The 15344-nt window shown below is 48.4% G+C and carries 12 protein-coding genes; 11 read left to right on the top strand and 1 reads right to left on the bottom strand.

All coding sequences use genetic code 11. The features are described 5' to 3' along the window. From nifJ to aspS, 10 genes are all read left to right on the top strand, one after another. Positions 1 to 2184 (top strand): pyruvate:ferredoxin (flavodoxin) oxidoreductase (nifJ, locus tag DBO31_RS05425; protein ID WP_150824634.1); only part of this gene is annotated, 2184 nt, incomplete at its 5' end. Positions 2185 to 2391: 207 nt separating this feature from the next. Beyond that, on the top strand, positions 2392 to 4380 hold the full coding sequence (recJ, locus tag DBO31_RS05430; RefSeq protein WP_113855021.1) for a single-stranded-DNA-specific exonuclease RecJ: 1989 nt from the start codon (positions 2392 to 2394) through the stop codon (positions 4378 to 4380). Continuing rightward, positions 4381 to 6579, top strand: coding sequence for a bifunctional (p)ppGpp synthetase/guanosine-3',5'-bis(diphosphate) 3'-pyrophosphohydrolase (locus DBO31_RS05435; RefSeq protein ID WP_059076879.1), 2199 nt, complete (start codon positions 4381 to 4383; stop codon positions 6577 to 6579). After that, positions 6576 to 7025, top strand: a complete 450-nt coding sequence (gene dtd, locus DBO31_RS05440) for a D-aminoacyl-tRNA deacylase (RefSeq protein WP_075582084.1) — start codon at positions 6576 to 6578, stop codon at positions 7023 to 7025. Before DBO31_RS05435 ends, dtd begins: the two co-directional genes overlap by 4 nt. Before the next feature lie 12 nt (positions 7026 to 7037). After that, positions 7038 to 7673 (top strand): MBL fold metallo-hydrolase, encoded by a 636-nt coding sequence (locus DBO31_RS05445; protein WP_059076881.1) that lies wholly within the window; start codon positions 7038 to 7040, stop codon positions 7671 to 7673. Positions 7674 to 7675: 2 nt separating this feature from the next. Further along, the gene (locus tag DBO31_RS05450) at positions 7676 to 8755 is read left to right on the top strand and encodes an AI-2E family transporter (protein WP_150824635.1); all 1080 of its coding nucleotides are present in this window, start codon (positions 7676 to 7678) and stop codon (positions 8753 to 8755) included. Beyond that, positions 8742 to 9263 carry a Fur family transcriptional regulator gene (locus DBO31_RS05455; protein ID WP_059076883.1) on the top strand — a complete coding sequence of 174 codons (522 nt, stop codon included), beginning with the start codon at positions 8742 to 8744 and terminating at the stop codon, positions 9261 to 9263. Before DBO31_RS05450 ends, DBO31_RS05455 begins: the two co-directional genes overlap by 14 nt. Continuing rightward, complete coding sequence (hemZ, locus tag DBO31_RS05460; RefSeq protein ID WP_234995405.1) at positions 9260 to 10720, top strand: coproporphyrinogen dehydrogenase HemZ; 1461 nt, start codon at positions 9260 to 9262, stop codon at positions 10718 to 10720. Before DBO31_RS05455 ends, hemZ begins: the two co-directional genes overlap by 4 nt. Beyond that, entirely contained in the window at positions 10720 to 11985 is a 1266-nt protein-coding gene (gene hisS, locus DBO31_RS05465; RefSeq protein ID WP_150824636.1) for a histidine--tRNA ligase, read from the top strand. The genes hemZ and hisS overlap by 1 nt, the downstream gene beginning before the upstream one ends. A gap of 7 nt (positions 11986 to 11992) precedes the next feature. Beyond that, positions 11993 to 13786: an aspartate--tRNA ligase gene (gene aspS / locus DBO31_RS05470; protein WP_150824637.1), complete on the top strand. Its 1794-nt coding sequence runs from the start codon at positions 11993 to 11995 to the stop codon at positions 13784 to 13786. Between the two features lie 131 nt (positions 13787 to 13917). Here aspS and DBO31_RS05475 read toward each other — a convergent pair whose 3' ends face one another. Beyond that, a complete protein-coding gene (locus DBO31_RS05475) occupies positions 13918 to 14493 on the bottom strand; it encodes a nitroreductase family protein (RefSeq protein WP_075582088.1) in 576 nt (191 codons plus the stop codon). 268 nt (positions 14494 to 14761) lie between these two features. Between DBO31_RS05475 and DBO31_RS05480 the strand changes: the two genes are divergently transcribed. Next, the coding region (locus DBO31_RS05480) for a hypothetical protein (protein WP_150824638.1) at positions 14762 to 15344 on the top strand (583 nt) is incomplete at its 3' end.

Consider the following 15344-nt stretch of genomic DNA (forward strand, 5'->3'; position numbering starts at 1 on the left):
ATGTATGCTCAGGCATACTTTGCTTATGACTCCAAGAAATCCGGCGGCGTAACGATTTCTCACCTCCGCTTTGGTAAGAACCCGATCGATATGCCGTATCTGATCGATGCTGCTGATTACATTGCATGTCATCGTCAGTCCTATGTTAAACGGTTCGACATCCTCCGCGGCATTAAAGACGGCGGTACGTTCATGCTGAACTGCACATGGACAGATGAAGAACTGGATAAAGAACTGCCGGCTAAGATTAAACGTGCTATCGCTAAGAATCACGTTAAATTCTACACCCTGAACGGCGATGCTATTGGCCAGAAACTGGGCCTCGGCACACGTATCAACATGGTTATGCAGGCTGCATTCTTTGCTCTTGCCAAGATCATTCCTGTTGAAGATGCCGTTAAATATCTGAAAGATTCCATCATCAAGAACTATGGCAAGAAAGGCCAGAAAGTCGTTGACATGAACAATGGCGCCGTTGATGCTGGTATTAAAGAATTCCACGAAGTAAATTATCCGGCTTCCTGGGCTGATGCCAAAGACGAAGTTGTCGAAGGCCGTCCGGTTCCGGAATACTTCGAAAAAGTTGCTGCTCCGATGCTCGGCCAGGTTGGCGACGACCTGAAAGTATCCGATTTTGTCGGCCGTGAAGATGGCACGATGCCTTCCGGTACTGCAAAATTCGAAAAAGCCGGCCCGGCTCTGCACGTTCCTGCCTGGGATGCAGAAAAATGCGTTGGTTGTATGCAGTGCTCCTTTGTCTGCCCGCATGCTACGATCCGTCCGGTACTGACCACTGCTGAAGAACTGGCAGCTGCTCCGGAAGGCTTCAAAGCTGCTGCTAAGGCAAAGAGCGGTAAAGAATACAATGTTACGATTGTTGTAGACCAGCTCGACTGCCTCGAATGCGGTTCCTGCGTCAACGTCTGCCCGGCCAAAGCTCTGACCATGGTTCCGAACGACGACAAAGAACGCGCTAAGATGGATTTCTGGTACTATGCACAGGATAAGGTAGCTCCGAAAGCTAACCCGCAGAACAAGAAGACGGTTATCGGCAGCCAGTTCGAACAGCCGCTGCTCGAATTCTCCGGTGCCTGCGCAGGCTGCGGCGAAACACCGTATGTCAAACTGCTCACACAGCTCTTTGGCGATCGCATGATGATTGCTAATGCTACAGGCTGCTCCTCTATCTGGGGTGCATCTGCTCCTGTTTCCCCGTACACTACAAACGCCAAAGGTCATGGTCCTTCCTGGGCTAACAGCCTCTTCGAAGATGCTGCTGAATTTGGTCTCGGCATGTTCATGGGCGTAGATAAAGTACGTAAAGACCTGGCTGATGAAGTAGAAGCTGCCAAAGCTGTTGCTTCTGACGAACTCCAGGCTGCTCTCAGCGACTGGGTTGCTAATATGTATGAAGGCGAAGGTTCCCGTGAACGCGCTGATAAAGTAGTTGCTCTCCTTGAAAAAGAAGCAGCTGGCAAACCGGTCCTGGAAGATATCCTCGAAAAGAAACAGTACCTCGTTAAACGTTCCCACTGGATCATCGGTGGTGATGGCTGGTCCTATGATATCGGTTACGGCGGTGTTGACCACGTACTCGCACAGGATCAGGATGTAAACGTTCTCGTACTCGATACGGAAGTTTACTCCAACACAGGCGGCCAGTCCTCCAAAGCTACTCCGTCCGCTGCTGTTGCCCAGTTTGCCGCTTCTGGTAAACGCACGAAGAAGAAAGACCTCGGCATGATGGCTATCTCCTATGGCTATGTATATGTAGCTCAGGTAGCTATGGGCGCTGATAAGAACCAGCTCCTCAAAGCTATGACCGAAGCTGAAGCTTATCATGGTCCTTCCCTCGTCATCTGCTATGCTCCTTGCATCAACCATGGTATCCGTAAAGGCATGGGCAAGAGCCAGACAGAAGAACAGCTCGCTGTACAGTGCGGTTATTGGGATCTGTTCCGTTACAACCCGGATCTCAAAGAAGCTGGCAAGAATCCGTTCAGCCTCGACTCCAAAGAACCGGATTATAGCAAATTCCAGGAATTCTTACAGGGTGAAGTTCGTTATGCTTCCCTTAAGAAAGGCTTCCCGGAACAGGCCGAAGCTCTCTATGCTAAGACAGAATCTGATGCAAAAGCACGCCGTCAGTCCTATGTCCGCTTCCAGAAAGGTTTCGAAGCCTAAGACACAGCTTATATGTGCATAACATATTAACTATGAGCAAGCCCCGCTACAGCGGGGCTTGTTTTATTATTATCATTTTCAAAATATGGCCAGATGAGAATATTTACATAATTTTATTAAATACAACCTTTATTTTGAGAATGGATTGTGATAGAATAGGTGTATGGTTTTGAAAGTGATTATTTTTTGAGAATGCGTTGTGATAGTATGGAAAAGCGATGGCATATACAAGAGACCGATGATGCCAGCATTTTGGACCTGGCTGACAGGGCCGGGATTTCTTCCGTTTTGGCGCAGATTTTATATAATCGCGGCATAAGGACGAACGAAGAGATACGGCGGTATCTTTATGATGATATGGATGATTTGGATGATCCATTTCTGATGAAAGGCATGAAAAAAGCGGTGGAACGTATCTGCCGGGCCATTGAAGAACAGGAAAAGATTGTCATTTATGGTGACTATGATGTCGATGGCATTACTTCGACAGCCTTAGTATATTCTGTCCTGCGTGACCTGGGAGGCTGCCCTTCCTTTTATATCCCCGAGCGACAGAGTGAGGGATATGGTCTGAATGCCGATGCCCTGCAGGTATTGCAGGACGATGGGACACATGTCCTGATTACGGTGGACTGCGGTATCTCATCGCACGATTTGATTGAACAATTTAACCAGTCTATGGATATTATTGTGACTGATCACCATATGCCGCCACAACTCATTCCCGATGCCTATGCTGTCATCAATCCTAAGCAGGAAGGATGTCCGTATCCTTTCAAGGACCTGGCTGGTGCCGGCGTTGCTTTTAAACTATGTCAGGCACTCTGGCAGAAACGAAACGGGAAAACACTTCCTGGTTATGTCGAGCTCTGTGCGCTTGGGACGATTGCTGATTTAGTGCCTTTACGTGGCGAAAACCGTATACTGGTCAAAGAAGGGCTGAAACGGATGAAAAAAGGTCTGAATACGGGAGTACAGGCCCTTTTGACCAGTTCCGGTCTGACGCCGGATACTATCACGGCAGGGCGCATCGCCTTTACGGCAGCTCCGCGTCTCAATGCGGCAGGACGCATCAGCCACGCGACAAGAGGCGTAGAAGTATTGCTGGAAAGTGATGCGGGAAAAGCCACTTCCCTGGCCGATGAGTTGTCCGAATTGAACAAGGAACGACAAGATATTGAACATACTATTGCTGAACAGGCCGTGAACCAGATAGAAGAAAAGGGACAAAGCCAGGATGGAGTGCTGGTCGCTTATGGCAATGATTGGCATTCCGGAGTCATTGGCATCGCTGCTTCGAGGCTGGTAGAGAAATTTTACCGGCCGGCTCTGGTCATCAGTATTCACGATGGCATTGGCAAGGGATCCTGCCGCAGCATTCCTGGTTTTAACATGTATGAGGCGCTTAAGTCTGCCGATGACCTGCTGATTCAGTATGGCGGGCATACGATGGCAGCGGGCTTTTCCATTGTGCCGGATAAGATAGAATCATTTCGCCAGCGTTTGTTGGCCTATGCAGCGGATCACATGACAGAAGAATCATACATACCGGAAGTAGTTATTGATAAAGAGCTGCAGGCAGATGATATCAGTCTGCAACTCATTCAGGAACTGAGTGCTTTGGAACCATATGGCATGGGAAACAGCCGGCCCGTGTTTGCATTACGCGATGCGGTTATTTCTGAGTGCCGGCCCATAGGCAGGAATAAACATCATTTGCGCCTTTCTATTGAAACGGAGAGACAAAGGCTGGGAGCTGTAGGATGGTCCATGGCTTCCTGTTGTGCGAATGTACTGGAGGGCGATACAGTCGATCTGGCGTTTACACTGGAACCTAACGAGTATAATGGAATAGTGTCTCCACAAATGGTGCTACAGGATATTCATCGCCAGCCGCAGACAATCCAGCTTGACCGGAATGTCATGGTAGATATATATATGGCTCTTAAGCACTGTATCCCTGAAGGGGGACTTCCTGTATGGCAGGTGCAGCAACGGCTTATCGATGCGGTTCATTCCAGGTACGAGGCACATACGGCCTGTGCGGCTATGTCAGTATTACGGGAAATCGGCGTTCTCGATGTTAGAGAATTGCCGGACGGGCCCATATATTATTTCCCGGCTCTTACGGGAAAGATGCATCTGGAAGCATCTGCTACTTATGGGAAATATTTTCGGTCGGAAGGGGGAAGATAAATGGAATTTGCAAAACCGGAAAAAGAATTTCAACGGCTATTGGATACGATTCACAGTTATCAGCCAAATAATACCTGTGAAGATGTAAAAAAAGCTTATGCTATAGCGGATGAGGCTCATAAAGACCAGCACCGGGTCAGTGGAGAACCGTATATCATTCACCCGCTGGCAGTGGCGCAGATACTGGCAGAAATGAAAATCGATACGACGACCATCACGGCTTCACTCCTTCACGATGTAGTGGAAGATACGGCGTTGACGCTGGATGATATCAAATCCCAGTTCGGGCGGGAAGTAGCCTTTCTGGTTGATGGCGTAACGAAACTGAGCCGGCTGGATTATCGGACAAAAGAAGACCAACAGCTAAACAGCATGCGAAAAATGTTTCTGGCTATGGCCAAGGACGTCCGCGTCGTGGTCATAAAACTGGCAGACCGGCTTCACAATATGAGAACGTTGCGCTATATGAGAAGCGACAAACAGAAGCGTATTGCCCAGGAAACATTAGAAATATTTGCCCCTCTGGCTCACCGGCTGGGGATTTTCAACATTAAGTGGGAACTGGAAGATTTGTCTTTCCGTTATCTCGAACCGGATAAATACTATGACCTCGTGGATCAGATGAAGCAAAAACGCCACGTGCGGGAAGAAATCGTCAACGAGGCCATTGAGGTGCTGCGCAAGGCACTGGAAGAATCTCATATAAAATTTGAAATCAATGGCCGGCCAAAGCATTTCTACAGTATTTATAAGAAGATGAAAAAGGACAACCGGGATCTCAGCCAGGTCTATGATCTATACGCTATCCGGGTCATTGTCGATACTGTTCAGGACTGTTACGGTGTCCTTGGTATTGTACATAGTCTGTGGAAACCCCTGCCTTACCGTTTCAAAGATTATATTGCCATGCCAAAACCCAACAACTATCAGTCATTGCATACGACGGTTATCGGGACCCGCGGACAGCCTGTAGAAATACAGATACGCACGTGGGAAATGCACCGCGTAGCCGAATACGGTGTTGCTGCGCACTGGCGGTACAAGGAAGGCAATGCCAACGCCGGGAAAAATGAATTCGATGAAAAAATGGGCTGGCTGCGCAATCTCCTGGAATGGCAGGATACGAGTAATCCCAAAGAGTTTGTCAATGCCCTGAAACTCGATGCGTTTTCTGATGAAGTCTTTGTCTTCTCTCCGCGGGGGGATGTCATTGATCTGCCACAGGGATCCATTCCCATTGATTTTGCTTACCGGATTCATACGGAAGTAGGCCATCATTGCGTGGGAGCTAAGATTAACGGCAAAATCGTGCCACTTGATTATGAGCTCAAAAATGGTGATATCGTTGAAATCATCACTTCCAAAACGGGTAAGCCCAGTCTGGACTGGCTGAAAATTGTAGGCAGTTCGGAAAGCCGTTCGAAAATACGCAGCTGGTTTAAAAAGGAAAACAGGGAGGAAAATATCCTGAAAGGTTCCGATGCGTTGGAACGGGAATGCAAACGCCTGGGCCATGACTGGAAAGAGCTGAATAAGACCAGCCGGCTGGCCCGCGTCGCAAAACAGATGAATGCCGGGTCAGAAGATGACCTGCTGGCAGCTGTCGGGTATGGGGGATTTGCCGTCAATACGGTCCTTATCAAACTCTTGGAACTGCATAAGAAAGATGTGCAGAAAGAAGAAAAAGATCATCTGGCTGTCCTCGATAAGCTGAAAACGCATAAACCGTCCAAGAGTGGCGGATCGGGTATCCTGGTCAAGGGCGAATCGGGGCTTATGGTGCGCCTGGCTAAATGCTGCAGTCCTGTACCGGGGGACCCGATCATCGGATTTATTACGCGGGGACGCGGTGTATCCGTACACCGGGCAGACTGTCCGAATGTCACGCATAACCAGAATGATCTGGACCGCCTTATCGATGTAGAATGGGATTATGACGGACAGGAAAAATTTGATGTCAATGTAGAAGTCACTGCCTATGACCGTACGGGTGTCATAGCTGAAATTATGGCGGCCCTGGCGGAAATGAAGGTTTCTATTACGAGTATGAATGCCCGCGTGACCGATACAAAAACTGTTACACTGCATATGGGGCTGAGTATCAAAGACCTGGCCCAGCTGGAATTTATTTCAACAAAAATACGCCGTTTGAAGGATGTATATTCCGTACAGCGGTTTACGGGAGGAAGCAGTCAGTGAGAGCTGTCGTACAACGTACAAACTATGCCTATGTCACATCGGAAGGGACAGAAAGCGGCCGTACCGGTCCGGGACTCATGGTCCTTTTGGGAGTGAGCCGTGACGACACAGAAGAAGATGCCCGATACATGGCGGATAAGATTTGTCATCTCCGGATTTTTGAAGATGAAGGGGGAAAGATGAATCGCTCGCTGCTGGATATAAGCGGTGAAATGCTCGTCGTGTCCCAGTTTACATTATACGGTGATGTCCGTCATGGCCGCCGTCCGGGATTTACGGAAGCGGCAGCCCCGGAGCAGGCAAATGTTCTCTATGAAACATTTGTCGCCCTGGTGCGGCAGATGGGAATTCACACGGAAACAGGTGTGTTCCGCACGGAAATGGTCGTTACACTGGCAAACGATGGACCGGTCACGATTTTAGTAGATAGTAAAAAGACATTTTAGGAGGCTATGCGTATGGCAATGAAATATATATCCCTTGTGTTAGGACCCATAGAAACTAACTGCTATATCGTATACGATGATACGACCAGGGATGCCATGGTCGTGGACCCGGCTTGGGATTATCAACGGATCCATAAGACGTTGGAAAAGTATGATCTTACGCTGAAGCTGATTTTTCTGACCCATGGTCATGCCGATCATATCGGAGCATTGCAGGAATTACGCCAGCGTGAAAATGTTCCGGTGTATGTTGGTGCCGGGGACGCCAATCTCATTTCCAATTCAAAAAATAATTTGTCTATGTTTATGGGACGGCCTATTGAATGTACATCGCCGGACTGCATCGTTCATGACGGGGATGAGATTCATCTGGGCGGCCTGACTTTCCATGTACTGGAAACACCGGGGCATACGCCGGGTGGACTGAGTCTGTATGGCGAAGGAGTCGTCTTTTCCGGGGATACCTTATTTTTGTATTCTGTGGGACGGACCGATTTGTATGGCGGATCTATGGCAGAATTGCTTACGAGTCTGAAGACAAAGCTCATGACACTTCCTGATGATACAGTCGTGCTGCCTGGTCACGGACCGGCTACCCAGATAGGACGGGAACGTCAGAATAATCCCTACCTCGATGGGGGCTGGTAATCATGTCTATGTATAAAGAGTCACAATTCTGGCTGCGGGTCGTACTGGCCATACTGGCTGCTATCCTGTTCTTTTCTGTGCACAACGTGTACTGGCCGGTGATTGTGTCCCTGATTATTACATTTATCCTGATTCCTGTCCGCGATATGGTCCAGAAAGGGCTGATGCGGCTGACGCGGCGCAATATACCCATCGATATATCTATCCTCATATCCTTTGCTATCCTGATTTTTGTGTTGTCCGTGCTGACCAACATCATTCTCCGGCCTCTGGTAGAACAGGTAAATCTGCTGGCTGTCAACTTCAACACTTTATGGGATAAGAGCGTGACCATCATCACGCAGATTGAAAATGAACAGACTCAGTTTTATATTCCCGATCAGGTGAAAAGCGTCATCAATGATGCTTTTGCCAAAGTAGGCAATTACGGCGTGGATGGAATCAGCAATTTTGTCAAATCTCTCTTTGCCATTGCGGGTACGGTCGTGCAATTTTTTGTAGTGCCAATCATTACTTTTTACTTCATGAAAGACGGTGGCCGGATGGTACGTTCATTTATCTGCCTGTATCCGGTAGAATACCGCCTGCAGCTCGACGTGCTTTTTAATGAAATACAGCACGTGCTGAGTTCGTACATCCGTGGCCAGCTGACGATGAGCTGTATTATAGCGACGCTTACTTTTTGCGGTATGTGGATCATGGGAGTCCATTATCCCATGGTTATCGGTCTTTTAGCGGCCGTAACAGAATGGATTCCCATCGTAGGACCTATCGTAGGTGCCATTCCGGCTATCCTTCTAGGGGCAACGGTCAGCCTGTCTCTGGCGGTCAAGGTGTTGATTTTTTATATCGTGATCCAGCAGATCGACAGTCATATTATCATGCCCCAGGTCATGGGAGCTGTCATCAGTCTGCATCCCGTGGTGATTATTATTGCACTGCTCATAGGCGGTACGCTGTTCGGTATTGCCGGCATGGTGCTGACTGTCCCTGTTACGGCAGTGCTTCAGATTTTGTGCAGACATTTATGGTTTTACAATACTTATAAGACAAAGGCGATGAATACCTATGGAAAGAACTAAAGAACAATTGATGGACCTCATGATGAAACGAATGAAAGAACAGATTAAGAACAAGAAATACAAAATGACGTCACAGAGGCAAGTCGTGCTGCGGGCTTTTGTGGAAAGTGATTCCCGCCACCTCAGTGCCGATGACGTTTTTGAAATCGTAAAAAAACAGGCTCCGGAAATCGGACTGGCTACAGTCTATCGCACGCTGGACCTGTTTACAGAAATGGACCTTTTGAAAAAACTTGATTTTGATGATGGCTGCAGCCGTTATGAATTAAACGACCATGATGAAGAAGGTCATTATCATCATCATTTAATCTGCCTGGGCTGCGGCAAAGTGTGGGAATGCAAAGATGATCTGCTGGAAACACTGGAAACAATATTGCAGAAACAATTTCATTTCCAGACGGTAGACCATCAGCTCAAAGTATATGGGTATTGCGAAGACTGCCAGAAAAAGCGTGCCGCTGAAGCTGCAAAAGAAGCTGAAGAAGCGGCAGAAACGACGGTACAATGATTCCGGATTTACAGGCATATCACTATGACGGGCCAGCAGAATTTCATGCCATTGTCGGTCAGATTATGGCCTATCTCGGCTATGCCGGGGGGCATGAACCATTGCCGGTTGGTAGTGAAATCGTATTGAAGAAAGTAGAAGGCCGGTATGTCCTGGAAGGATGGTTTTACCGTGAGGGAATGCGCTGGCATTCACAAGCAGCTTTCCTGGAAAAGGATGAGCTAGGGCGGGTCATCAAGAACCTGATCCTGCACTGGCATCAGCGTTGTTATGGTACAGCCCACAGCCGCTGGGGAACATTGACCGGCGTCCGGCCTACTAAGCTGGTACATCATCTGCGGGATCAGGAAGACGATGAAAAACGGATTACAGACATATTGGTATCGCAGTATCATGTACAGCCGGATACGGCGCAGTATCTCGTAACTATGACCCGGCTGCAGCGCCCGTATATAGAACGGCCGGTTCACGACGCTGCCCTTTACATAGGCATACCGTACTGCCCCAGCCATTGTCTGTATTGTTCCTTTCCATCCCGCCTGGCCGGGGCGGAAGCGCAGCCGGTTATGGAACGGTTTATCCGGGCAGTAGTACAGGATATCCATGATATTGCTGCCTTATGCCGGCAATATGATATACATATCCGTTCTGTATATATTGGCGGGGGGACACCGACCTGTCTGCCTCTTGACGGACAGGAGGCGGTCCTCCGGGCTGTAGCCGGGAATTTCGGGAATATTGAGGAATGGACCGTTGAAGCGGGACGGCCTGATACGACGGGCAAAGACGTACTGACACTGTTGCGCCGGTATGGTGTCAACCGTATCAGTGTCAATCCACAGACGATGCAGCAGCATCTCCTGGATCTTCTGGGGCGGCGGCACCGGGTTGAGGATGTATTTGCCATGTTTTCCCGTTGCCGCAGTATGGGCTTTTCTGTCATCAATATGGATTTCATAGCAGGGCTTCCAGAGCAGACATTGGCGGATATGCAGGAAAATATGGAAATTGTTTGCCAACTGCACCCGGAAAATGTTACAATTCATACGTTGGCATTAAAAAAGAGGGCACCTTTATTTCATCATCCCCTGCGTCAGCATATTCCACCGGCTGCAGAAGTGTCCCGGATGATTCATTACTGTGAGGAAATACTACAGCAGCATGGATATATACCGTACTATATGTACCGCCAGAAATACATGGCAGGCAGTTTTGCCAATGTGGGCTATGCACAGAGCGGTACAATCAGTCAGTACAATATACAGATGATGGAAGAAAGACAGACTATCCTGTCTGCCGGGCCGGGAAGTACGACGAAATTCCTGTCCCATGACGGGCACAGTCTGAAAAAGATATATATGCCCAAAGATCCTGAGGCGTATGTGCAGGCACTGTCTGAAAGAATGAGGCAGCGCCGGCATTTATGTGCTATGATATATGGAGGAGACGATAGGTAATGGCAATTACTGCACCAAGAGGTACGCAGGATTTCCTGCCGGAACAGACGGCAGACTGGCAGATACTGGAAGCGAAAATCCGCCAGATTTGTTCGCTCTATGGCTTCGGCGAAATCCGCACACCTATGTTTGAAAGTACGGAATTGTTTTTGCGCGGCATCGGTGAGACGACGGATGTCGTGACAAAAGAAATGTATACGTTTAATGACCGCGGCGGCCGCAGCATGACACTGCGTCCGGAAAATACGGCCTCTGTTGTACGAGCTTTCCTGGAACATAAACTGTATGGCGAACAGAAAGTCCACAAATTCTATTATATGGGACCCATGTTCCGGCATGACCGCCCACAGGCCGGGCGGTACCGTCAGTTCACCCAGTTCGGGGTAGAAGAAATCGGATCCAAAGATCCGGCTGTCGATGCAGAAATCATTGCTATGGCTTTCCAGTTGTTCCGTGAACTGGGCCTTACCGATCTAGTCCTGCACCTGAATTCTGTCGGCTGTCCCAAATGCCGGCCTGTATACCGTCAGAAACTGCTCGATTTCTTTGCAGATAAACGGGATCAGCTCTGTGAAGACTGCAACGAACGACTGGAAAAAAACCCGCTTCGTGTCCTTGACTGCAAAGAAGATGGCGAAAAAATGATGCAGATGGGCGTTCCCCTCATTACGGATAATTTGTGCGATGACTGCAGGGACCATTTTCAAAAAGTCCAGGCCTATCTGACCAGCATCGGTATCCCCTTTGAACTGGATCCGCGCCTGGTCCGGGGACTTGACTATTACACGAATACGGCTTTTGAAATCATGTATGCTCCATTAGGTGCCCAGAGTACGGTCTGCGGTGGCGGACGATATGACGGCCTCATTGAAGAAGTAGGCGGGCCATCTACTCCGGGAATCGGCTTTGCTATTGGCATGGAACGGCTCCTTCTGACATTAAAAGAACAAGGACTGCTTCCGCCAGTAGAAAAAAAGCAGCCGGTCTTCATTGTTGCTCTGGGGGATGAAGCCAGGGCAAAGGCATTTTGCATCCAGCAGGCGTTGCGGGAAAATGGCATCTATGCGGAAATAGACCTGATGGGCCGCAGCATGAAAGGTCAGATGAAATCTGCCAATAAGATGGATGCGGAATATACCGTCATCATTGGCGAAGACGAACTGGCCAGCCATACGGCACAGATCCGGAATATGGCCACGAAAGAACAGATCAGCGTTCCCTTAGATGGGATTGTTGCATATATGGAAACACATAAGAAGGGATGAGTTAGTAATGGATACAATGGAAGGTTTACGACGTTCCCAGTATTGTGCTGAAGTTTCTGAAGCCGATACGGGAAAAGAAGTCATTTTGTGCGGCTGGGTTGAACGGCGCCGTGATCATGGCGGATTGATTTTTATTGATTTACGCGATCGCACGGGGATTGTCCAGGTCGTGGCATCACCGGATTACGAAAAGAGCTCGTTTGAAAAAGCAGAACAGGTCCGTACGGAATATGTCCTGGCAGTCCGTGGTATCGTTCGCATGCGCGATGCCGATACGGTCAATCCTAAAATGAAGACCGGGACCGTGGAAATCCGCTGTGAAGAACTGCGTATCCTCAATTCGTCAAAGACACCACCGTTCTATATTGAAGATAATATCGATGTCGATGAAAAAATCCGTTTGAAATACCGCTATCTCGACCTGCGTCGTCCGGAAATGCAAAATAACCTTATCATGCGGCATAAGGTAAAGCATGCTATGCGTACATTCCTCAATGAACACGGCTTCATTGACATTGAAACACCGGAATTGTGCAAGAGCACGCCTGAAGGTGCTCGTGACTATCTGGTACCGAGCCGGGTCAATGAAGGAAAGTTCTATGCCCTGCCCCAGTCCCCGCAGATTTTCAAACAGCTTTTGATGATCTCCGGTATGGACCGGTATTATCAGATTGCCCGCTGCTTCCGCGATGAAGACCTGCGTGCAGACCGCCAGCCTGAATTCACCCAGCTGGATATGGAAATGAGCTTTATGAGCCAGGAAGAAATCCTTACGCTGGTAGAAAACATGGTTCATTATATTTTTAAGGAAACGCTGGGCCATGAAGTCAAACTGCCGATCCACCGTATGACCTGGGATTATGCCATGGAAAATTATGGTTCGGATAAACCGGATCTCCGCTTTGACATGAAGTTCACCGATGTAACGGAACTGGTAAAGGACACGGACTTTAAAGTATTCCGCACAGTCATTGACAATGGCGGACAGGTCAAAGCCATCAATGTTAAAGGTGATGCAGATATCCCACGTCGTGAACTGGATGGCCTCGTTGAATATGTAAGCCATTATGGAGCCAAAGGCCTGGCATGGATTGGCTTCCTGGAAGATGGAACACTGAAATCGCAGATTAAAAAATTCTTTGGTGAAGATAAGCTTCGCGAAATTGGTAAAGCCTGCGGTGCAGAAACAGGCGATTTAATTCTCATGATTGCCGATAAGCCCAAAATCGTTGCGGCGGCTCTGGGTGAATTACGTAAAGAAATGGCCCGCCGCATGAACCTTATCGACGAAAATGAATTTGCCTTTACCTGGGTCGTCGATTTCCCCATGTTCGAATACAGCGAAGAAGAACACCGCTATGTTGCTATGCATCATCCGTTCACGGCTATGCGTGATGAAGATCTGGATAAGCTGGAAACGGATCCGGCCCACGTATATGCCAAAGCATATGATCTGGTACTCAATGGGATTGAACTGGGGGGCGGTTCTCTACGTATTTATCAGCCCGATATCCAGCAGCGTGTATTCAAGGCTATCGGCCTGACACCGGAAGAAGTGGAACAGAAATTCGGCTTCCTCGTCCGTGCCTTTGAATACGGAGCTCCACCCCATGGCGGACTGGCATTCGGCCTTGACCGCATGATCATGCTTATGCTCAAACGGAAATCTATCCGTGATGTCATCGCTTTCCCGAAGACACAGAACGCGATTGATCCGATGAGCGAAGCTCCGTCACCGGTTACAAAAAAACAGCTTCATGAACTGCATATCCAGGTAGAAGAAGATCTGGTAAGCAAATAAAGAAAAACGGCTGTCATGCGAAATAAAAACTGTTTCGCATGACGGCCGTTTTGCTTTTTTTCGATCATTCAGACAGATAAGAAATGGTTATTTTAGTGTGATACGATGCGTACGTACCGGCGTCCATCATGTCAGACGATGATATAACGCCCTTCTTTACGGCGGGGCATTGCCGGTGTCTGGGCGGCATGTCCAAGGGTGATCATCGCTACGAGCTCGCCTTTATCAGGAGCAAACATATCGTGTACTTCCTGCCCGACACCTCCGGCAAGAGGAGCCGTAAGCCAGCAGCTGCCCAGACCTTTGTCTGTTGCGGTGAGCAGCATATTTTCGATGGCAGCGGCAACACTCTGAATGGCCGGTATGGGCATTTCATACTCCGTCCGCAGGAGAAAGGCCAGGATACAGACAGGAGCGTCGCCAAGAAAACGGACAAAATCAGCCGTCTCTGTCACGACACGGGGATATTTGGCAAATCGGCGGTGCCAGTATGGCATGAGATTTTTAGTGGCTTCCGCCATTAATTTTTTTAATGCGTCCATTTTTTCAGGACTTCTGATGACGACAAAATACCATGGCTGTAAATTGCTGGCTGAAGGAGCGAGGACGGCGGCTTCCAGTATATCCTGCAGGTCGGCGTCTGATACCGGCTGATGGGTATATTTCCGTATACTGCGGCGCCCTACAATAGCAGATGATGTTTCCATAAGATGACCCCCTTATGCATTAAGATATTTCATTTTAATGGTAATAGAAAATCAGACTGGCGTCAATTGGCAATCCATCCTATTGTTTGTTAAATTTTTTAGTATATAACTCGGGATAACAAAAGAAAATGACGATGGGGACAGAAGTTTTTATTGACTTTGGCATTAGTGCTGTTCATGCAGTCGCAATGTGTTATAATAAGCAGTATATGAATTATTCCCGTATCCAGTCATCGCATAGAGAATGGATCATCATTGAGGTGTAAACATGACAGAGAAAATCCATTATGTGAAAGCCGATCCTAGTGGCAATACGACGATTCTCGTATTGGACGCGATTCCTAAACAGGAACACGCTTCGTTAGCAGCCAGACTGCTGCAGCCTGAGTATGTCGGCGCAGAGCAAGTAGGTTTTCTGACCTGGCCCGATAACGATGCCGATATACGTCTGGACATGATGGGAGACGAGTTTTGTGGCAACGCTTCGCGATCAGCTGCTGCCTATTTACTCTCCCGGTCCGGCCAGGATCATGGTGAGTACCGCGTTTCCTGTTCCGGATGCAATAAGATATTAAAAGCAGTGGTAGTTCGCGACGAAGGGGAACTATATGATGCCAGTATTGAAGTTCCCCTGCCTAAAAAAATGGATGTCATCAGCCTGGCAGACGGTAATTCGACGTACCGGTTTTACTGTGTTGAGCTGCCAGGAATTATGCATTTCGTTCATTTTACTCCTTCTATTAAATTAGTCGATAAGAATACTTTATGGCGAGCGGTGTATCAGTACGCCAGCACCCGTCATTATGAAGCATTCGGCATGGATCTGGTAGATCGCAAAACGTTGACGATGA

The organism is Megasphaera sp. DJF_B143, from assembly GCF_900320625.1.
Taxonomy (GTDB): domain Bacteria; phylum Bacillota; class Negativicutes; order Veillonellales; family Megasphaeraceae; genus Megasphaera; species Megasphaera hexanoica.